The organism is Kitasatospora sp. NPDC088346, assembly GCF_044740765.1.
Taxonomy (GTDB): Bacteria; Actinomycetota; Actinomycetes; order Streptomycetales; family Streptomycetaceae; genus Kitasatospora.
In genome coordinates this window covers 170,605-189,192 of record NZ_JBIURH010000008.1, presented here as the reverse complement: position 1 = coordinate 189,192, position 18,588 = coordinate 170,605, and the positions used below count along the sequence as shown (strand labels likewise).

The window sequence follows — 18,588 nt, the reverse complement described above, 5'->3', positions numbered from 1 at the left end:
GGGGCCCGCCGGTGGGCCGTCAGCCGGACAGGCCGGAGAGGGCGTCGCCGACGTACGTCGCGCCGAGGACGACCAGCAGCACCGTCACGATCGCGCTGTTGTGGGTGGACATCCAGGCCTTCCACTCGCCGAGCAGCTTCGCCGAGTCGCTGCCCGCGCCCGCGCCCGAGCCCGCGCTCCCGCTCCCGCTCCCGAGGAGGTGGACGCCGAGCGGGACCAGGGTGCACAGCGATCCCACCAGCACCATCAGCACGGCCGCCGCCGTCTTCCCGGCGGGCGACGCGTCACTGGTGGCGATCGACACGCCGCCGGCGACCGTCAGCAGCAGGTTCTTCGGGTTCGCCGCCACCAGCATCGTCGCCAGACCGGCCGCCCTGGCCGGGGTGAACCGGTCGACCGCCCGCATCCACGCGGGCGGCGCGATGACGTGGCCCTCGCGCGGCCGGCCCCGCCACTGCCTGGCCCCGATCAGCAGGAACAGCACGCCGACCGCCAGCTTCACCCACCAGGACCAGGTGGGCCTCGGGCCACCGGTGTCCAGCTCCGAACCGGCCACCACCACGAGGGTGGTAAGGGCCGCCAGCGCCACCACCCAGCCGACCGTGAAGGCCGTGCCGTTCACCGGACCCCGGGGAGTGGCCAGCATCAGGATCACGGCGATCAGCGCGAGCGGACTGATCGCGACGCCGACGGCGGGGGCCAGCACCTGCCCGATCGCGTCGCCCATGGAACTCCCTCCGTACGTCGGGGGCACCCCCGACCGGTCCGGCCGGTCGGGCGGGTCCGGCAGGTCCGGCGGCCGGCGCGCGCCCGCCGCTGCCCGCCCTGGCCCGCCGTCGCCCGCCACTCGCCTACCTCGGGTGGATCGGCGGCAGCCGGTACGAGCCGTCCAGCACCGCGGCACCCGGCTGGTACATCCGGATCATCGGCCGGAACTCCCCCGCCGGGGTGGGCAGCCAGTTCGCGGCCTCGTCCGGGTCGGTGGGCCGCTCGTGCTGGAGCACCAGGGTGAGCGAGCCGTCCGCGCCGCGGACCAGCCCGCCCGTACGGTCACCGACCGAGTAGCGGTCGATCGGGTTGGCGACCAGGAAGTAGTCGGGGACGTCGTACATGGTGATCGACCAGAACGCGTCCACCGGCGGCTCCTCGTCGAAGCGCAGCGTGTACGAGTGGGCGCCGGTCAGCAGCCGGCCCTCGGAGTCGTGGTAGACGCTGGAGTACGCGGCCTCGTAGGCGTGGTTGCCCCACAGGCCCACCCGGGCCGCGACGGCGCGGGTGAGGTAGGCGGCCCGCCGGTCGGGGATCCGCCACTGCGGGTCGTCGAGGGTGCCGGGGCCGAAGTGGTCGAGGTTGTAGTCGAACAGGTGCAGGTTGCCGGTCCACTCGCCGGCGTTCAGGCCCTCGGGCGGGCGACTGGCCGCCTCGATCCGTTCCCGGCCCGCCGTGAGGCCCTTGGCCAGGGCATGCGTCCAGTCCGGTGCGGCGTCCAGGTACGGGGAGCGGCCCTCGTCCAGCAGCCCGAGCGGGGCGAACCGGCGCTGGTAGCCGGCGTCCGGCGCGGCGGGAGGGAAGGCCGCCATCCACAGCCGCAGCTGTTCGAAGAAGCGCATCTCCTCCGGGACGGCCGGGTCCGGCTGCGGGATGCCCGCGTACACCCCGCCGGGCTCCAGCGGAGTCAGCGTCAGCTCCCGCTGGAGATCCCGCACCCGGGGCAGGTCCGCCGGACCGGCGCAGGCGAAGCGCCCGACGACCGTGGAGACCGTGCTCGGACAGACCACCACCCGGACGCCCTCCGGAGGGGTGCCGTGCCACCCGGGCGGGGCGATCAGCCAGCGCTGCTCGGCCGTGCCGGTGGCCCGGCGGCCCAGGTAGGCGAAGTTGTTGGTCCAGGCGTCGACGAACTGCAGCACGTAGTACGCGCCGGCGGCGTCCGGCACGTGCAGCAGCAGCGGGCCGCCGGACAGGTCCAGCTGGGCCACCGAGTAGACGGTGTCGTTGTTGACCGAGGCGAAGTCGTCCCCGGCCCGGGCGAGTTGCCGCGCGTGCCCGAACAGGTTGAAGTCGGCGGCGGGCATGGAGGCGACGCCCCCGGTCCGGAGGTCGTCGACCTTGCCGAGGTCGTACACCAGCGGATAGCCGTAGATGTAGGCGTCGGCGGCCAGGGTCTCCAGGTCGGGCTGGGACATGTCGCTCCCTCGGGTTCGGGGTGGCTCGGGATGCGGGCCGGTCGGGCCCGGGTTCAGCGCCGCACGGTCGGCTGCGGGCGCTCCCGGTGACCGTCCCGCGCCACCGGGCCGGACGGCACCGGGCCGTCCTCGCGGCTCATCGGGCACGCCCGGGCGTGGCGGCGGCGGCCCCCGAACCGGCCGGCGAGCCCCGGGCCCGCCTGCACGGTCTCCGGGTCGGCGAGCGCCGGGCTGCCCATGGTGAGGACTCCTCTGGATGACTGACCGAATCAGACAATCAAGACATACCAGTACGGACGGGATGCTGGGCGGCACCCGCCGGTCCGGCATGTCGGCACCCCGGCAGAGTCACCGGCAGGGGCGGCAGCAGCCCGGCAGGGCCGGCGGCTACCCGCCCGGCGGTCCGGGAGTTCGCTCTCCGCGTGGTCCGCCACGAGTGAACGGAAGCGTTGCCGGGCCCCGGCCCGGAGAGGCTGGGGGCATGAAGATCCTCATTCTCGGCGGCTCGCAGTTCCTCGGCCGGGCCTACGTCTCGCAGGCACTGGCCCGCGGGCACGAGGTCACCACCTTCAACCGCGGGATCAGCGGCGCCGACCTGCCCGGCGTCGAGGCCGTGCACGGCGACCGGACCGACCCGGCCGATCTGGCGCGCCTGGTGGCCGGGCGCCACTGGGACGCCGTCGTCGACACGGCCGGCCAGCAGCCCCACGACGTGGCCCGGTCGGCCCGACTGCTGCGCGACCACACCGACCACTACACCTTCGTCTCCTCCGTCCACGCCTTCGCCGACTGGCCCGCCGCGGTCGTCGACGAGTCCTCGCCCACGCACCCCTGCCCCGCCGACACCCCGCCCGACCAACCGCCGGGCAACGCGCTCAAGGCCGGCTGCGAACGCGCCCTGCTGGAGAACTTCGGCGAGCGGTCGCTGATCCTCAACTGCGGACTGCTGATCGGCCCGCACGAGCCGGTCGGCCGGCTGCCCTGGTGGCTGGAGCGGATGGCCCTCGGCGGGCGGGTGCTCGCGCCCGGCGACCCCGGCCGCACCGTGCAGCTGATCGACGCCCGCGACTTCGCCGACTTCGGCCTCGACCTCCTGGAACGCGGGGAGACCGGGCGGTACGTCACCACCGCGCCGGCCAGCCGGACCACCTACGGCGAGTTCCTGGAGCACTGCGTCCGGGCCACCGGCTCCGACGCGGAGCTGGTCTGGGCGGACGACACCGCTCTGCTCGCGGCCGGCGTCCAGCCCTGGGTCGAACTGCCGCTCTGGGCGCCCGACCTCCCGGACTGGCACGGCACCTGGCGACCCGACGCGTCACGGGCCGCCGCGGCCGGGCTCCGCAACCGGCCGCTCGCGGACACCGTCCGCGACACCTGGACCTGGCTGCAGGAACGCGGTCCGTCCACCCGGCCGTGGGCGCAGGGTGACCTTCCGCTCGGCATCGACCCGGAGAAGGAGCGCCGGATCCTCGACCGGGACGCCTCCTGAGGTGGACCGGCCGAACCCGGGCAAGGCCACCGGGCCACTGCCGGTGGGGAAGCGGCCGGCAGACGTGGGCCGGCCGGGCCCTGGCGGGACCACCCCCGCCCGGACCCGGCCGCCGGCCCGGCTCGCCCGGTTCACCCGGCTCGCCCGCCGCGTCAGTGCGTCCGGCGGGTGACCAGCTCCGCCAGTGCGAGCAGTTCGTCGGCGGCCGAGGGCGCCGACACCGCCGCCGCGAGGTGGGCGATCGCCGCCGCCATCCGCTCGCAGGACTCGCCCTGGGCCCAGCTGCGCCCGCCGGCCCGCTCCACCGCTTGGGCGGCCCGCTCCAGCTCCCGGGCGCTCAACGGCCGGTCGAGGGCGTACAGCTCCGCCAGATCGGCGCCGGCCGCCGTCCCCGAGCCGAGGGCGAAGACCACCGGCAGGGACTTCTTCCGGGCGGCCAGGTCGGCCCCGACCGGCTTGCCGGTGACCGCCGGGTCGCCCCAGATGCCGATCAGGTCGTCGATCAGCTGGAAGGCCAGGCCGATCTCCCGGCCGAAGGCGTCCATCGCCTCGACCGCGGACGGCTCGGCGCCCGCGTAGAGCGCACCCAGCGCGCAGGCGCAGCCCAGCAGCGCACCGGTCTTGGCCTCGGCCATCGTCAGGCACTCGGCCAGCGAAACGTCACTGCGCTGCTCGAAGGCGCAGTCGGCCTGCTGGCCCGCGCAGAGCTCGACCACGCAGTCTGCGAGGCGGCGGACCGCACCCGGCGCCGCCGGGTGGCCGTCCTCGGCGAGGATCCGCAGGGCCAGCGAGTGCATGGCGTCCCCGGCGAGGATGGCCTCGGTGGTGCCGAACACCCGCCAGGCGGTCGGCCGGTGACGGCGGGTCTGGTCCCGGTCGATGACGTCGTCGTGGAGCAGGGTGAAGTTGTGCACCATCTCCACCGCGGCGGCGGCCCGGACCGCCGGGTCGGGCCCGCCGCCGACGGCCTGGGTGGCCGCCAGCACCAGGGCCGGCCTGATCGCCTTGCCCGAGCCGGTGGTGGTGGCCGGTGTACCGTCCGCCTCCCACCAGCCCAAGTGGTAGCCGGCGACCAGTCGCATCGACTCCGGCAGGGTGCCGACGGCCGCCCTGAGGGCCGGGTCGACCGCGACCTTCGCCCGGGCCAGCACCTCGGCGGCCTCGTTGCCCTCCCGATGATCACGCTCCAACGCGAAGATCCCCATCTGGTCCCTCCCCCACTCTGGCCGGCCACCTGCGGCGGGGCCGGCGACTGTGCCGGACCGCCGCACCGGCCGCCGTACGGTCGGCCCGGGCACGGGCCGACTCCGCTCCGGTCGGGACGCTCGCCCGCCGGGATTCGCTTGCCGTCCGCTGCACGGTGTGGTGTCCCGGGCCGGTGCGCCGGACGGAGCGCACCGGCCCGGCCCCGGGTCGGTCGTGGGGCGGGGCCGATCACGCCCCGGTGGTCGCCGCCAGGGCCCGTACGCCTGCGGGGCCCGGGCAGGACGGCTGCTGCGCCGGCAGCGGCCCAGCCCGCGCGGGAATGCCGATATCCGTCCCGGTCGACATCGAAGGAGCCCTCCCCGTGAAAGCATTCGGAGCACGTGACGCAATGAGCATCCCGTTGCACCACTCATGCTGAGGCCATTCGAGTGAGATCCGCAATCACTCATACGAGTGATCAATAGGTCAGGATAAATAGGACGACAAGCACATTCGGCCGATTGTCATTCGGTCATTCGCTCGAATCCCGCCGCGCCCCGACTCGACGGATCGCACCCCGCCCCGGCGACCGCGCGCGACGTGTCCGCACCCCGACCGCACCCCGACCGCGCCCCGCCGGACCGCGCCCCCACGGCGCCCGCACCGACCTCCGCTCCGGCGCCGGCGCGCCACCCCCGCGCAGGCCGCCCGATGTTCACACGGCCGCAACCTTCGAGCCGCGCCGTAACACGGCCGAAGCACATCACCAACAGCCTTTCAACCGACGGGAGTTGAGGATCCGTCCGGACGCGTCCCGGCCCGGCCGCGGGCCCCGGACCCGCAGCCCGCGCCTGGCGCCCGGAACAACCGCCGACCCCCCGTTCACCGGGGCCCCGGCGACCGCTAAGGTGCCACCTCAAGGGCGTGGCAGAGGCGATGGCCGGCCGCGGCCCTGGCCCTCCCCACTGCTGTGCCCATGTCCTGGGAGACCCCCGTGAGCGCCCCCGTACGCGTCTGGCTGAACCGCACCTACTCCGAGAACGTCTTCTTCATCGATCAGCTGCGCGCCGCCCCGCGCCCGGTCGAGATCCATGCCACGCATACGGACCCGGACTCGCCGGTCCTCGCCGCCGCCGACTTCGGCTCACTCGAACCCGATCGACTGAGCCCCGAGGCCTATGTGGAATTCGCACTGGAATTCTGCGCCCGCCGACAGATCGACGTCTTCGTCCCCCGAGTCGGCCAGCTCGCCGTCGCCGTGCGCCGCCGGGACTTCGAGGCCGTCGGCACGGCCCTGGTCTGCCCCTCCGCCGCCGCCATCGCCGTGTTCGAGTCCAAGACCGACGGCTACGCGGCGATGGACACCATCGGCCTGCCCACCCCGCTCTGGCGGCACGTCCGCACCGCCGAGGAGCTGCTCGCCGCCGTCGAGGAGATCGAGGCCGACGGCGGCCGCCCCTGCCTGAAGCCCGCCACCGGTGCCGGCGGCGAGGGGTTCCGGATACTGACCCGGGAGCCCTTCGGCCTGCGCCGGCTGGCCGGCGCGCCCGACGCCACCGTCCAGCTCGATCAGGTCGCGGCCGCGCTCGCCGCCTCGGGCGGGTCCGCCGACCTGCTGGTGATGCCGTACCTCGACGGGCCCGAGGTCTCGGTCGACTGCCTCGCCACCGCGGACGGCCGCCTGCTCACCGCCGTCGGCCGGGCCAAGCGGGGCCGCCGGCGGCACTTCACCACCGACCCCGCGTACCTGGAGCCGACCCGTCGGCTGATCGAGGCCTTCGGCGTCTCGTACCTCTCCAACGTGCAGTTCCGCCACCACCGCGGCCGTCCGGTGGTGCTGGACGTCAACACCCGGCCGTCCGGCGGCCTGCACCAGCTCCGGCTGTGCGGCCTGAACCTGCCCTGGGCGGCGGTGCAGCTGGCCCTCGGCGAGGCGCCGGCGCAGCTGCCCGAGGTGGAGTTCCTCGGCGCCGACTACACGCTGGTGTCCGGCGTCCAGCCGGTGCTGCCGCGGCAGACCCTGCTGCCCCGCCAGGCACCCGCACCCGCCTGCGAGCGGACGGCCGCGCCGGTGCCCGCGTTCGAGCAGGTCGCTCCGGTGCTCGGCCTGGTCTGACCCGCGCCGGGACGGACCGGCCGGGCGTTCAGTCCCCGGTCGGCCCGTTCCAGTCGAGGGTCGGCGGCAGCACGCCCTCCAGGGTGAGCAGCCAGCGCTTGACCTCGATGCCGGCCGGCCCGCCGCCGAAACCGCCGATGCCGTCCGCCGCCACCACCCGGTGGCACGGCACGAGCAGCGGCAGCGGATTGGCGCCCATCATCTGGCCGACCGTCCTGGCCGCCAGTCCGGGCTCCACCACGTCCTCGAACACCCCGCTGCGGGCGGCGAGTTCGCCGTACGTCACGGTCCGGCCGTACCCGGTGTCGGCCAACAGCCGCTCCAGCACCCTCCGGTGCGGCCCGGAGGCGAACCGCCAGTCGATCGGCAGCCCCAACTCCCTTCGCCGACCGGCGAAGTACTCGGCCAGCCGGCCGCGCACGGCCCGGATCCTCTGCTCGTCGGTGCACCGCGGCACCCCGATCGGCAGCCCGGCCGTCGACTCGCCCACGTAGGAGGACAGGGCCACCCCGAGCGGTGTCACCGCCAGCTGCATCGGGCCGCTCGGCAGCGGTGTGTCGACCGCGACCCAGGAGATGTCCATACCGGCAAACTACCGCGCCGGTCCGACAGTCCGGGCGGAACGCCGACGGCCGGGGCAGCGGTCCCGCCGCCCCAGCCGTCCGGCCCCGCGGGCGCGCACGCGTCCAGCGGGTGCGTCCTGCCGAAGGGGTGCTACAGGTGCGTCCTGAGGTGCTCCGACAGACCGCGGCACCACTCCACGAGCTCGCCGCGGTGGTGCGGCTGCCCCTCGCAGAGCGCCCTCACCTGCGCGTCGGAGAGCTGATCCGGGCCGGGCTGCTCCAGCATCGACGACATCTGCCGCAGCACCGTCGCCAACCGCTCGGCATCCGTGTGGCTCAGCACCACCAGTGCCTCGGCGTGACCGATCGTGACAGAACCAGGCATCGCGACCTCCTCCTAGGGGCCCCCGGTCCACCGTACGACCGCCCCCGCCCGCACGCCCACCGGCGGCCGGACCGCGGCCGGACCGCAGCCGGGCGCGTGCGGTGCAGGCGGGCGCGTCCGGTTCGGGCGCGCGGGGCGTCGGGCGCCGAGGAGTCAGGCGCGCGGGCCGCGGGGCTGCTCGGCGCGCTCCGCGTTCCGCTCCTTGATCCGCACCGCTTCCTTGCGGACCTCGGCCTGGGTGGCACGCTCCCGCTGAAGCCACTCGGGGCCGTCCGCCTTCAGCGCCTCGATCTGCTCGGTGGTGAGGGCCTCCGTGACGCCGCCGCGGGCGAGGCCGGCGATGGAGACGCCGAGCTTCGCCGCGACCACGGGTCGGGGGTGCGGACCGTTGCGTCGCAGTTCGAGCAGCCACTCGGGCGGGTCGGCCTGCAGCGCACTCAGCTCGGTGCGCGAGACGACACCCTCCTGGAACTCGGCGGGGGTGGCTTCGAGGTACACACCCAGCTTCTTCGCCGCGGTGGCGGGCTTCATCGTCTGGGGGGTTTTGTGCGGCGTCATGCTGCAAGGGTATCGAGCGCGTGCGCTACCCCCGACCACGGCGGGTAACCTGGCGGAGTGACTGGCTCGGATGCATCCCCTTCGTTCCGCCTCGCGTACGTCCCCGGGGTGACGCCCACGAAGTGGGTGCGGATCTGGAACGAGCGGCTGCCCGGGATCCCGCTGAACCTCGTGGCGGTGACCGCCGCCGAGGCGTACGGCGCACTGCGCGGCGGCGACGCCGACGCGGGCTTCGTCCGGCTGCCGGTCGACGGCGCGGACCTCAGCGCCATCCCCCTGTACACCGAGACGACGGTGGTCGTCGTCCCCAAGGACCATGTGGTGGCCGCGGTCGACGAGGTGTCCACCGAGGACCTCGCCGACGAGCTCGTCCTGCACCCCCTCGACGACACCCTCGCCTGGGAACGGCTGCCGGGACGCCCCGCGAACGAGCGCCCGGCCACGACGGCCGACGCGATCGAACTGGTGGCGGCGGGCATCGGCGTCCTCGTCGTGCCGCAGTCCCTCGCCCGCCTGCACCACCGCCGGGACCTCACCTACCGGCCGGTGTCGAACGCCCCGGAGTCGCAGATCGCGCTGTCCTGGCCGCAGGACGCGACCACCGACCTGGTCGAGCAGTTCATCGGCATCGTCCGCGGGCGGACCGTCAACAGCTCCCGCACCCAGCCGACGCCGCCGGCCGATCCGAAGCAGCGCAAGCGGCCCGAGGCCGGCCGGTCCGGCGGCGCGAAGACGGGCACGGCCAAGTCCGGTGCCGCGAAGTCGGGCGGCCGGACGGGCGGGGGCAAGGCGGCCGGAGGGTCGTCCGGCCGGACCGCGCGCGGCGGCTCCGGCGGCGCCAAGCCCAAGGCCCCGGCCCGCGGCAAGCCCCGCCGCCGGGCCTAGGGCTGCCGGGCCCCCTCAGCGGCCGGGCGACAGCTGCCCGCGGCCGGCGATCTGCTCGAAGATCAGGTTGGTCCGGGTCTGCGCCACCGCCGGGTGGGTGGTGAGGTGGTCCACCACGAAGTCGCGCAGCGCGCCCGGGTGGGCCAGCGCGACGTGCAGCAGGTAGTCGTCGGAACCGGCCATGTGGAACACCGCCACCACACCGGGCATGTCGGGAGCGGAGTCGCGGAAGCTCTCGTTCTGCTCCCGGGTGTGCGCCCGCAACCGGACCGAGATCATCGCCTGCAGCGGCAGCCCGATCGCCTCCGGGGCGATCTCGGCCCGGAACGCACGGATGACCCCCGCGTCGCGCAGCGCCCGCACCCGCGCCAGACAGGTCGAGGGCGCGATGCCCACCGCCTCCGCGAGCGCGTTGTTCGGTGTGCGGGCGTTGTCGGCGAGGATGCGCAGGATCGCCCGGTCCACGTCGTCCAGGGGCGCCCGCCGGGCTTGAGGAATGTTCGGCACGGGGCTCAGGGTCCCTCCCCGTACCGATGATTCGCAAGGTCTTCCGCCAGGATTCCGAATGTTCTTCGGATTGCTTCCCCCGTGGGCGTCACACGTTCCATCCTGGCCGTCGATCGGATCGGCCCTCGCCACCCCACCGGACCTGCCGGCGGATCGTCCGACCCAGCGACCCGGGAGTGCTGCGCCATGATCCGAACCGACACCCTGACCGTGCCCGCCGGCCACGACCGGCCCGAGCGGCTCGACGTCGGCATGTCGCCGCTGGACGTGGCCGACCTGCTCGGTGGCCCGGCGGGCCCGGCCGAGGAACCGGACGCCGCCGACTTCGCGCTCCCGGCCGAGGGCCTCGGCAACGAGCGGCGGCTGCGCGCCCTCGACGTGATGGACGGGTACCTCACCCGCAAGCGCCGGTCGCTGCTGGGCTACCAGGCCACCCAGGAGATGGGCGACTGCGCCTTCGACCTCGGCCGGTTCATGCAGCACAACATCAACAACCTCGGCGACCCGTTCCAGAGCGGCGGCTACAAGCCGAACACCAAGGTCGTCGAACGCGCGGTGCTCGACTACTACGCCGCCCTGTGGAACGCCCAGCGGCCGTACGACGCGGCCGACCCGGAGTCGTACTGGGGGTACGTGCTGTCCATGGGGTCGACCGAGGGCAACATGTACGCGCTCTGGAACGCCCGGGACTACCTGAGCGGCAAGGCGCTGATCCAGCCGCCGGCCGGACCGACCGGCGCGCTGCGCTACGTCCAGGCGCCGCTCGAACCCGACAACCCCAACGCCCGCCGCCCGGTGGCGTTCTACTCCGAGGACACCCACTACTCGTTCGCCAAGGCGGTCCGCGTCCTGGGCGTCGAGACCTTCCACGCCGTGGGGACGGAGAAGTACCCGGACGAGTGCCCGCTGCCCGGCACCGGTGCGGGGCCCCACGAATGGCCCGTCGAGGTGCCCTCCCGCAGCGGCCCCTCCGGCCACTCCGGGGACGGCACCGGCGAGATCGACGTCGAGGCGCTCGCCGTCCTGGTGGAGTTCTTCGCCGCCAAGGGACACCCGATCTTCATCAGCCTCAACCTCGGCAGCACCTTCAAGGGCGCCCACGACGACGTCCGCCGGGTCTGCGAGCGCCTGCTGCCGATCTTCGAGGAGCACCGGCTGATCCAGGGCGCGGTGACGTACGGCAAGGACCCGGCCACCGGCGAACCGCTGGTCGACCTGCGGCGACGGTTCTGGATCCACGTGGACGGCGCCCTCGGTGCCGGGTACGCGCCGTTCCTGCGGATGGCCGCCGCGGAGCCGGAGCGGTTCGGCTGGACCCCCGACACGGACCTCCCCGAGTTCGACTTCGGCATCACCCTGCCCACCCGCGAGTTCGGCGACCTCGACATGGTGTCCTCGATCGCCATGAGCGGCCACAAGTGGCCCGGCGCACCGTGGCCGTGCGGCATCTACATGACCAAGGTCAAGTACCAGATCTCCCCGCCGTCCCAGCCGGAGTACATCGGCGCGCCCGACACCACGTTCGCCGGCTCGCGCAACGGCTTCTCCCCGCTGGTGCTCTGGGACCACCTCTCCCGCCACTCCTACCAGGACCAGGTCGACCGGATCCGCAAGGCCCAGGACCTGGCCGCCTACCTGGAGCAGCAACTCCACCGCCTGGAGAAGGAACGCGGCATCGACCTCTGGCCGGCCCGCACCCCGGGTGCCATCACCGTACGGTTCCGCAAGCCCAGCCCCGCACTGGTCGCCAAGTGGTCGCTCTCCAGCCAGGACGTCCTGCCCGACCCCCACGACGAGTCCACCCGCCGCAGCTACGTCCACGTCTTCCTGATGTCCTCGGTCGACCGCTTCAAGCTGGACGCCCTCCTCGCCGACCTGGCCGAGGACCCCGCCATCCTCGGCACCACCCAACAGGTGACCACCCGATGATCGGGCGTCAGACATACGTCGCCGCGACGCGCACCGGCACGGGTGTCACAGCAGCGCCGTAACCTCACGCCGTGCCCAGTGACGCCGACTCCCCCGCCCACCCCTGGCGAGAACTGCTCCAGCGCTGGAGCGTCGAGTGGCTCGACCCGGTTCTCCACGAGCAGGAGCGGCGCGAGCCCTTCCCCGCGGCCGTCCGTACTGCCCGCTGGCTGGGCGGAGCAGGCGCCACTGCCGGGGACATCGCGGCCCTGGAAGCTCGGCTGGACGCCACGCTCCCGCCGAGCTACCGCCAGTTCCTCCAGGTCAGCAACGGGTGGCTCGACACCACCAGCTGGATCGAGCGACTCCTCCGCACCACAGAGGTCGGCTGGGCCCGCGACGTGGACCCGGCCCTGATCGGCCCGTGGATCGAGTCCGGCTCCGAACTCCCGGTCCCGGACGAGGAGTACTTCGTCTACGGGGACGGGCAGGACTGCGCCTCGATCCGGACGGAGTACCTCCCCCACATGCTGAAGATCAGCCACACGCCGAACGCGACCGACGCCTACCTGCTCAACCCCTGCGTCGTCACCCCGGAAGGCGAGTGGGAAGCCTGGTACCTGGCCCACTGGCTCCCCGGAGCGACCCGCTACCGCTCCTTCTGGGACCTCATGAACGACGAGTACGAGACCTTCCGCGGAGAGGGGTAGCACCAGCTGGGGCACTGCCCGACCAACGACGAAGGGCCGGCCTCCGAGGATCATCCTCGTGGGCCGGCCCTTCTCGTATGTCCGGAAACGAGCCCCCTGTCGGGTTCGAACCGACGACCCCCGCTTTACAAGAGCGGTGCTCTGGCCAGCTGAGCTAAGGAGGCGCGGTAGCCGTCCGCGGCGGGCCACGGCGGTACCACGGGCAGTGTACCGGGACGGGGCCGGGCGGTGCCGCTGGATATCGGGTGCGGCGGGGGTTCGGGTGATCTGTCCGGGTTGTGATCGGACTGATGCCTAATTCGGCCACCTGTGGGGGCTGACAACCGGATGAACGGACGGGTACCGTCACGAGGAGCCGACTCGCACAAGTGGTACAGACCACTGCGGGCGGGCGGCGCGACAACCCAACCTTTACTCGGATCGTCCGGCACGTTCCTGCCGGTGAAGGAGACACAGTCATGGCTTCTGTCACGTTCGACAAGGCGACCCGGCTCTACCCGGGCGGCAACAAGCCCGCCGTGGACGCGCTGGACCTGCACGTCGAGGACGGCGAGTTCCTCGTCCTGGTCGGCCCCTCCGGCTGCGGCAAGTCCACCAGCCTGCGCATGCTCGCCGGCCTGGAGGACGTCAACGGCGGCGCCATCCGGATCGGTGACCGCGACGTCACGCACCTGCCGCCCAAGGACCGGGACATCGCGATGGTGTTCCAGAACTACGCGCTCTACCCGCACATGACCGTCGCGGACAACATGGGCTTCGCGCTCAAGATCGCCGGCGTCAACAAGGCCGAGATCCGCACCAAGGTCGAGGAGGCGGCGAAGATCCTCGACCTCACCGACTACCTGGACCGCAAGCCGAAGGCGCTCTCCGGCGGCCAGCGCCAGCGTGTCGCGATGGGCCGGGCGATCGTCCGCCAGCCGCAGGTCTTCCTGATGGACGAGCCGCTGTCCAACCTGGACGCCAAGCTCCGCGTGTCGACCCGCACCCAGATCGCCGGTCTGCAGCGCCGTCTCGGCATCACCACGGTCTACGTGACGCACGACCAGACCGAGGCCATGACGATGGGTGACCGCGTCGCGGTCCTCAAGGACGGTCTGCTCCAGCAGGTCGACACCCCGCGCAACATGTACGACCGCCCCGCCAACCTCTTCGTGGCCGGCTTCATCGGCTCGCCCGCGATGAACCTCATCGAGGTGCCGCTGGTCGACGGCGGCGTGAAGTTCGGCGGCTCGGTCATCAACATCTCCCGCGAGGACCTGGCCGGTGTCGGCACCGACAAGACCGTGACGGTGGGCATCCGCCCGGAGCACTTCGAGATCGTCCCCGCGGGCGGCATCGAGGGCGTCGCGGTCACCGTCAACGTGGTCGAGGAGCTCGGCGCGGACGGCTTCGTCTACGGCACCACCAAGGTCGCCGGCGAGGACAAGGACATCGTCGTGCGCGTGCACGGCCGCCAGATCCCGGCCAAGGGCGCGACCATCAACGTGGTCCCGAACGGCGGCGAGCCGCACGTCTTCTCGACCAGCACGGGTGCCCGCCTCAGCTCCTGACCCGTCCGCACCACCAGCGCAACGGCCCACCAGCGCAACGGCGCAACAGCCCGCCGGCCCACCGCCCGAGCCCCGACCGGATCCCCTTCCGGCCGGGGCTCGGACGTTCTCCCCGCCCCCGCCCACCCCCGCACCGCCAACCGGCGTCCACCCGCGCCCCCTTGCGTCAACACAACGGTGGAACGAATCGGGACACGTGTCACTCATTGGGGTAACGGGCTGCGTATGTACCACCACCCACCGCTACGCTCCTGTGCGTGAAACAGCTCGTTCGCCGCATCGGCCAGACCGTCGCCCTCACGCTCCCGGTGGTCCTGGTGACCACCGGCACTCTCGCCGTCACCCGGGTTCCGTGGGCACCACCGACCGCGCTCGACCAGCAGGTGGTCGCGGCGTCCAGCGGCGACGGCACCATCGGCCGCGCCGCCACCTCCCCCAGCACCCAGGGCATGGCCCCCCAGGACGCGCTGCGCGCCGACCTGATGGAGGAGCTCCGCAGCCACAACCCGGGCACCGCGCTCGACCTGCTGGAGCGCACCATGCGGGAGAAGCCCTCCCTCACCCCGTTCTGCAGCACGCTGTCGGCCGAGCTCGGCCGGGCGGCCGTCCGCAAGTACCAGGGCGACGTCCAGCGGGCGCGTTCCTTCGCCCGCCCGGTCTGCGACGGCTCGTTCGCCTCCGGCGTGGTGGGCTGACCGAGCGGGGCTGACCGAGCGGGGCTGACCGAACGGGCCGACCGAACGGGCCGACCGATCACCACCCGCAGTCCGCTCCGGCGGACCGCGACGGGCAGTGGGGTCCGCGCCGCGCGGACCCTATTGTGTCCGCTATGACCGCAGAACCAACCCGCCCCAGCCCGCACGCCCCCGCCGTCACCCAGGCCGTGATCCTGGCCGGCGGTCAGGGCTCCCGGCTCCGCCCGTACACCGACGACCGCCCGAAGCCGCTGGTCGAGATCCCCGGCACGGGCACCCCGATCGTCGGCCACCAGCTCGCCTGGCTGGCCTCGGAGGGCGTGACGGACGCGGTGATCTCCTGCGGCCACCTCGCCGAGGTGCTGCAGGAGTGGCTGGACAACGCCGACCTGCCGCTCAACGTCACCACCGTGGTCGAGACCGAACCGCTGGGCCGCGGCGGCGGGTTGAAGTACGCCTCGCAGGCGCTCCCCCGCCCCGACCAGCCCTGGTTCGCCACCAACGGCGACATCTGGACCCGCTTCAGCCTGCGCGAGATGGCCGCCTTCCACCACGAGCGGGACGCCATGGCGACCCTGGCCCTCGCCCGCCCGCGGATCCCCTGGGGCGCGGTGGAGACCGACCAGTTCGGCAACGTGCTGGACTTCATCGAGGCGCCGCCCTCCCCGTTCCTGATCAACGCGGGCCTGTACGTCTTCGCGCCCGGCTTCCGCGAGCTGCTGCCGGACATCGGTGACCACGAGCGCACCACCTTCCCGCAGCTGGCCCGCAGCAAGCAGCTTGCCGGCTATCAGCTCCCGCAGGGCTGCTACTGGCGGGCCATCGACACCGCCAAGGACCTCACCGAGGCCGCCAAGGAGCTGGCCGCGGCCCGCAGCCACGCGTAGGGCCCGTCGGCCGGCTCCCCACGGCAGGAGGCCCCCTCCGGACCACGTCCCGGAGGGGGCCTTCCGCCTGTCGGCCGGTCAGGGCCGGTCCGTCAGGGCCGGCCGGTCAGCGCCGGTCGGTCAGACCACCTGCTGCTCCGTCTGCCGTTCCAGCCCGAGCTTGGGCAGCTCCACCGGCCCGCTGCCGAGGACGCCGCCGATCAGGCCGGGCGCGGTCGGCGAGGTGCTCCTGGGCGAGGAGCCGCCCGAGCCGCTGCCGGAGGTGCCGCGGCCGTTACCGCTGCCGCTGCCGCCGGCCGCGCCGGTGGGCGCGTGGCCGGTGCCGCCGGTGCTCGGCGAGGGCTTGGCCTTGCCGCTGCTCTTGCCCGGGGAGGGCGAGGCGGGCGGCGGGGAGCTCGCCGGCCGCGAGGGGGTGGGGGACGGGGTGGGGCTGGGCGAGGGCTTGGCCGGCGCGCTGTTGCCGGGCCACATCGGCGAGCCGAAGTCGGTCGGCGGCCTGACCGGGGTCTGCTGCCTGCCGGTGCGGACGGCCGCGCCGAGCATCGAGCCGATCAGCAGGGTGAGGCCGACGACCACCGCGGTGACGACCGCGCCGCGCCGCAGCACCCGGCGGCGCAGCGCCTCGGGTGCCGCGGTGCCGTAGCGGCGCCAGGCGTTCAGGGCGATCCGGCCGTCGAGTGAGCCGAACGGGGCGCCGGCGATCAGCAGCGGGCTCCATGCGGCGAGGAAGATCAGGTCGGGGGCGTCGTAGACCGGGACCGCCCGCCAGCTGACGGTGAACAGCAGCGCCGCGGAGAGCAGCATCCCCAGGCCGGCCGCGAGCCGCTGCCACAGGCCGAGGATGGTCAGCACGCCGACCACGATCTCGGTGAACGCCACCGCGAGGCCCGAGCCGACCGGGTGCGCCATCGCGAAGTCCAGCAGCGGGGAGGCGGCCTTCCACGGGTGCAGGGCGGAGAGCCAGCGCATCATCGAGCCGCGGTCGCCGCCGTCGAAGTACACCGGGTCGCAGAGCTTGCTGAAGCCGGCGTAGACGGACAGCGAGCCGAGTACCGCGCGCAGCGGCAGCAGGACCAGCCCGAGGTCGACCCGGCGGCCGGGCTCCCTCAGGTGCCTGGCCTCGGCGGCCGTGGTGGCGGACACGTCCGGCAGCTCGCCGTGCGGGGTCCAGGAGGCGTTGCCGGGCCGGCGAGCGGCCGCGGTGCCGGGGTGCCCGGTGGTGCCGGGTGCTCCGGACTGACGGGGCACCGCGTGCCCGTACGGCGGGATCGGCGGCAGCTGCTGGGTGTCGTCGACGGCGAGCTCCCCGGCGGGTGCCGGGACGGTGCTGAGCCGGACGGCGTCGAGCAGCTGAGTGGCCGCCAGGTCGCCGGGGGCGGCCTGGCCGCTCCAGGTGACGGCGGTGACCCGTCCCTTGCGCCGGGGGGTGCCGCCGATGCCGGCCATCGCCGGCACCTCGGTGCTCGGCAGGACGACCTGGGGGGTGACCATGGGCCGGGTGCCGAGGCCGGCCGCCCGGTACGGGTTGGCGTACGGGTTGCCGCCGCTGCGCATGCCGTACGGGTCGCCGAAGGCCGCGCCGGCGGGGGCGTCGATGAGCGGATCCACCGGGGTGACCAGCCTGACCCGGAAGCTGGCCTGGGTGCTGCTGAGCTTCGCCGGGTCGGACGGCACCTTGACCGTGTTGAGGGCGGGCCCGGAGTCTATTCCTGCCGTGCCGCCCTGCCCGGGGCGCCGAGGTGTTCTGGTGTCCACACCCCTCTAACCGGGTGACGGCCCCTAAGGACACTCTCCCGGGTGGATTCCGGGCCGGGATTTGAAGTGATCATGAGAAAACCGACCGGGCCCGAAAGGACCCGGTCGGTTCCGTTCCGAACAGCCGTCAGAGACGGTCAGCGGAGGCGATCGGCGCGGTCGGCCGGACCCGGCCGGGCGAGCCGGTCAGGCGTTCTTGGCCCGCAGCCGGGCGGCCTCGTAGAGCACGATGCCCGCCGCGACACCGGCGTTCAGCGACTCGGTGGCACCCGGCATCGGGATCCGCACCCGGATGTCGCAGGTCTCCGCGACCAGGCGGGACAGGCCCTTGCCCTCGGAGCCGGCGACGACCACCACGGGACCGGTCAGCAGCTCCAGGTCGCCGATCTCGGCCTCGCCGTCGGCGGCCAGGCCGACCACCATCAGGCCGGCCTTCTGGTAGGCCTCCAGCGCGCGGGTCAGGTTGGTCGCGCGGGCGACGGGCAGCCGGGCGGCGGCGCCGGAGGAGGTCTTCCAGGCGCCGGCCGTCATGCCGGCCGCGCGGCGCTCGGGGATGACCACGCCGTGGGCGCCGAAGGCGGCGGCGGAGCGGACCACGGCGCCGAGGTTGCGCGAGTCGGTGACGCCGTCCAGGGCCATGATCAGCGCCGGCTCGGCGTTGTCCGCGGCGTCCGCGAGCAGGTCGTCCGGGTGCGCGTACTCGTACGGCGGGACCTGGAGCACCAGGCCCTGGTGGTTGAGGCCACCGGTCATCTGGTCCAGCTGCGGGCGCGGGGCCTCCATCAGCGGGACGCCGCGGTCGTTGGCGGCCTGGAAGGCCTCGCGGACCCGGTCGTCGGTCTCGATGAACTGCATCACGTAGAGCGCGGTGGCGGGCACCCCGCCCTTGAGCGCCTCGACCACCGAGTTGCGGCCGACCACCAGCTCCGCCGCGCCGGCGCCGCCGCGCCCGCCGCGGGCACCGGCACCGGCCCGGCGCATGCCGGCCCGGGACTTGGCGTCGCGCTCGCGCTTGAGGGCCGCGTTGGCGGCACGCTGCTTCGGGTGACCCTTGCGGGCCTCACCGGGCGGCGTCGGGCCCTTGCCCTGGAGTGCCTTCCGGCTGTGGCCGCCGGTACCGACACTCGCGCCCTTCTTGGAAGTGGGGTTGCGGCGGTTCCTGCGCTGGCTGTTGCCGGCCATGGCTGTACTTCCTGTCTCTTCTGCGTC

Annotated in this window: 18 protein-coding genes and 1 tRNA gene; 8 read left to right on the top strand and 11 right to left on the bottom strand. The window is 73.7% G+C overall.

Annotated features, from left to right (window positions below; all coding sequences use genetic code 11):
* Positions 1-19: 19 nt before the first annotated feature.
* The 3 genes from ACIOFR_RS14250 to ACIOFR_RS14240 all read right to left on the bottom strand — a co-directional run bounded on the left by ACIOFR_RS14250 (position 20) and on the right by ACIOFR_RS14240 (position 2,425).
* Positions 20-727, bottom strand: coding sequence for a GAP family protein (locus ACIOFR_RS14250; RefSeq protein ID WP_400996258.1), 708 nt, complete (start codon positions 725-727; stop codon positions 20-22).
* A gap of 124 nt (positions 728-851) precedes the next feature.
* Complete coding sequence (locus ACIOFR_RS14245) at positions 852-2,186, bottom strand: DUF1254 domain-containing protein (protein ID WP_400996256.1); 1,335 nt, start codon at positions 2,184-2,186, stop codon at positions 852-854.
* A 53-nt stretch (positions 2,187-2,239) separates the two neighbouring features.
* Positions 2,240-2,425, bottom strand: a complete 186-nt coding sequence (locus ACIOFR_RS14240; RefSeq protein WP_400996254.1) for a hypothetical protein — start codon at positions 2,423-2,425, stop codon at positions 2,240-2,242.
* 242 nt (positions 2,426-2,667) lie between these two features.
* Between ACIOFR_RS14240 and ACIOFR_RS14235 the strand changes: the two genes are divergently transcribed.
* Positions 2,668-3,675 (top strand): NAD-dependent epimerase/dehydratase family protein, encoded by a 1,008-nt coding sequence (locus ACIOFR_RS14235; protein WP_400996252.1) that lies wholly within the window; start codon positions 2,668-2,670, stop codon positions 3,673-3,675.
* 152 nt (positions 3,676-3,827) lie between these two features.
* On the opposite strand, the gene ACIOFR_RS14230 is transcribed toward ACIOFR_RS14235, so the two are convergent.
* Positions 3,828-4,880 carry a family 2 encapsulin nanocompartment cargo protein polyprenyl transferase gene (locus tag ACIOFR_RS14230; RefSeq protein ID WP_400996250.1) on the bottom strand — a complete coding sequence of 351 codons (1,053 nt, stop codon included), beginning with the start codon at positions 4,878-4,880 and terminating at the stop codon, positions 3,828-3,830.
* Positions 4,881-5,854: 974 nt separating this feature from the next.
* Here ACIOFR_RS14230 and ACIOFR_RS14225 point away from each other — a divergent pair.
* A complete protein-coding gene (locus tag ACIOFR_RS14225) occupies positions 5,855-6,976 on the top strand; it encodes an ATP-grasp domain-containing protein (protein WP_400996247.1) in 1,122 nt (373 codons plus the stop codon).
* A 28-nt stretch (positions 6,977-7,004) separates the two neighbouring features.
* On the opposite strand, the gene ACIOFR_RS14220 is transcribed toward ACIOFR_RS14225, so the two are convergent.
* The 3 genes from ACIOFR_RS14220 to ACIOFR_RS14210 form a co-directional block, all read right to left on the bottom strand.
* The gene (locus tag ACIOFR_RS14220; protein ID WP_400996245.1) at positions 7,005-7,559 is read right to left on the bottom strand and encodes a methylated-DNA--[protein]-cysteine S-methyltransferase; all 555 of its coding nucleotides are present in this window, start codon (positions 7,557-7,559) and stop codon (positions 7,005-7,007) included.
* 131 nt (positions 7,560-7,690) lie between these two features.
* Positions 7,691-7,924 (bottom strand): hypothetical protein, encoded by a 234-nt coding sequence (locus tag ACIOFR_RS14215; protein WP_400996243.1) that lies wholly within the window; start codon positions 7,922-7,924, stop codon positions 7,691-7,693.
* Positions 7,925-8,077: 153 nt separating this feature from the next.
* On the bottom strand, positions 8,078-8,482 hold the full coding sequence (locus ACIOFR_RS14210; protein ID WP_400996241.1) for a DUF5997 family protein: 405 nt from the start codon (positions 8,480-8,482) through the stop codon (positions 8,078-8,080).
* Positions 8,483-8,539: 57 nt separating this feature from the next.
* Here ACIOFR_RS14210 and ACIOFR_RS14205 point away from each other — a divergent pair, with 57 nt between their 5' ends.
* A complete protein-coding gene (locus ACIOFR_RS14205; protein ID WP_400996238.1) occupies positions 8,540-9,367 on the top strand; it encodes a LysR substrate-binding domain-containing protein in 828 nt (275 codons plus the stop codon).
* Positions 9,368-9,382: 15 nt separating this feature from the next.
* Here ACIOFR_RS14205 and ACIOFR_RS14200 read toward each other — a convergent pair whose 3' ends face one another.
* Positions 9,383-9,874, bottom strand: coding sequence for an Lrp/AsnC family transcriptional regulator (locus ACIOFR_RS14200; RefSeq protein ID WP_400996236.1), 492 nt, complete (start codon positions 9,872-9,874; stop codon positions 9,383-9,385).
* Between the two features lie 186 nt (positions 9,875-10,060).
* Here ACIOFR_RS14200 and ACIOFR_RS14195 point away from each other — a divergent pair, with 186 nt between their 5' ends.
* Together ACIOFR_RS14195 and ACIOFR_RS14190 are read left to right on the top strand one after the other, a co-directional pair.
* Positions 10,061-11,803, top strand: coding sequence for a histidine decarboxylase (locus ACIOFR_RS14195; RefSeq protein ID WP_400996233.1), 1,743 nt, complete (start codon positions 10,061-10,063; stop codon positions 11,801-11,803).
* 71 nt (positions 11,804-11,874) lie between these two features.
* On the top strand, positions 11,875-12,492 hold the full coding sequence (locus ACIOFR_RS14190) for an SMI1/KNR4 family protein (RefSeq protein ID WP_400996230.1): 618 nt from the start codon (positions 11,875-11,877) through the stop codon (positions 12,490-12,492).
* 90 nt (positions 12,493-12,582) lie between these two features.
* Here ACIOFR_RS14190 and ACIOFR_RS14185 read toward each other — a convergent pair.
* Positions 12,583-12,656 (bottom strand) — tRNA-Thr (locus ACIOFR_RS14185).
* A 294-nt stretch (positions 12,657-12,950) separates the two neighbouring features.
* On the opposite strand from ACIOFR_RS14185, the gene ACIOFR_RS14180 reads away from it, so the two are divergent.
* The 3 genes from ACIOFR_RS14180 (at position 12,951) to ACIOFR_RS14170 (ending at position 15,624) form a co-directional block, all read left to right on the top strand.
* On the top strand, positions 12,951-14,042 hold the full coding sequence (locus ACIOFR_RS14180; RefSeq protein ID WP_400996228.1) for an ABC transporter ATP-binding protein: 1,092 nt from the start codon (positions 12,951-12,953) through the stop codon (positions 14,040-14,042).
* Positions 14,043-14,299: 257 nt separating this feature from the next.
* The gene (locus ACIOFR_RS14175; protein WP_400996226.1) at positions 14,300-14,737 is read left to right on the top strand and encodes a hypothetical protein; all 438 of its coding nucleotides are present in this window, start codon (positions 14,300-14,302) and stop codon (positions 14,735-14,737) included.
* Positions 14,738-14,871: 134 nt separating this feature from the next.
* A complete protein-coding gene (locus ACIOFR_RS14170; RefSeq protein WP_400996224.1) occupies positions 14,872-15,624 on the top strand; it encodes an NDP-sugar synthase in 753 nt (250 codons plus the stop codon).
* Between the two features lie 120 nt (positions 15,625-15,744).
* Here ACIOFR_RS14170 and ACIOFR_RS14165 read toward each other — a convergent pair whose 3' ends face one another.
* Both ACIOFR_RS14165 and rlmB read right to left on the bottom strand, forming a co-directional pair.
* Positions 15,745-17,379 (bottom strand): DoxX family protein, encoded by a 1,635-nt coding sequence (locus tag ACIOFR_RS14165; RefSeq protein ID WP_400996222.1) that lies wholly within the window; start codon positions 17,377-17,379, stop codon positions 15,745-15,747.
* A 186-nt stretch (positions 17,380-17,565) separates the two neighbouring features.
* Complete coding sequence (rlmB, locus tag ACIOFR_RS14160) at positions 17,566-18,561, bottom strand: 23S rRNA (guanosine(2251)-2'-O)-methyltransferase RlmB (RefSeq protein ID WP_400996220.1); 996 nt, start codon at positions 18,559-18,561, stop codon at positions 17,566-17,568.
* Between the last annotated feature and the right edge of the window lie 27 nt (positions 18,562-18,588).

What these genes read in the sequence shown, in the direction of transcription:
- ACIOFR_RS14235 (WP_400996252.1), top strand. Translation starts at nt 2,668, where the DNA reads ATGAAGATCCTCATTCTCGGCGGCTCGCAGTTCCTCGGCCGGGCCTAC.
- ACIOFR_RS14240 (WP_400996254.1), bottom strand. Translation starts at nt 2,425, where the DNA reads ATGGGCAGCCCGGCGCTCGCCGACCCGGAGACCGTGCAGGCGGGCCCG.
- ACIOFR_RS14245 (WP_400996256.1), bottom strand. Translation starts at nt 2,186, where the DNA reads ATGTCCCAGCCCGACCTGGAGACCCTGGCCGCCGACGCCTACATCTAC.
- ACIOFR_RS14210 (WP_400996241.1), bottom strand. Translation starts at nt 8,482, where the DNA reads ATGACGCCGCACAAAACCCCCCAGACGATGAAGCCCGCCACCGCGGCG.
- ACIOFR_RS14230 (WP_400996250.1), bottom strand. Translation starts at nt 4,880, where the DNA reads ATGGGGATCTTCGCGTTGGAGCGTGATCATCGGGAGGGCAACGAGGCC.
- rlmB (WP_400996220.1), bottom strand. Translation starts at nt 18,561, where the DNA reads ATGGCCGGCAACAGCCAGCGCAGGAACCGCCGCAACCCCACTTCCAAG.
- ACIOFR_RS14250 (WP_400996258.1), bottom strand. Translation starts at nt 727, where the DNA reads ATGGGCGACGCGATCGGGCAGGTGCTGGCCCCCGCCGTCGGCGTCGCG.
- ACIOFR_RS14195 (WP_400996233.1), top strand. Translation starts at nt 10,061, where the DNA reads ATGATCCGAACCGACACCCTGACCGTGCCCGCCGGCCACGACCGGCCC.
- ACIOFR_RS14170 (WP_400996224.1), top strand. Translation starts at nt 14,872, where the DNA reads ATGACCGCAGAACCAACCCGCCCCAGCCCGCACGCCCCCGCCGTCACC.
- ACIOFR_RS14215 (WP_400996243.1), bottom strand. Translation starts at nt 7,924, where the DNA reads ATGCCTGGTTCTGTCACGATCGGTCACGCCGAGGCACTGGTGGTGCTG.
- ACIOFR_RS14220 (WP_400996245.1), bottom strand. Translation starts at nt 7,559, where the DNA reads ATGGACATCTCCTGGGTCGCGGTCGACACACCGCTGCCGAGCGGCCCG.
- ACIOFR_RS14180 (WP_400996228.1), top strand. Translation starts at nt 12,951, where the DNA reads ATGGCTTCTGTCACGTTCGACAAGGCGACCCGGCTCTACCCGGGCGGC.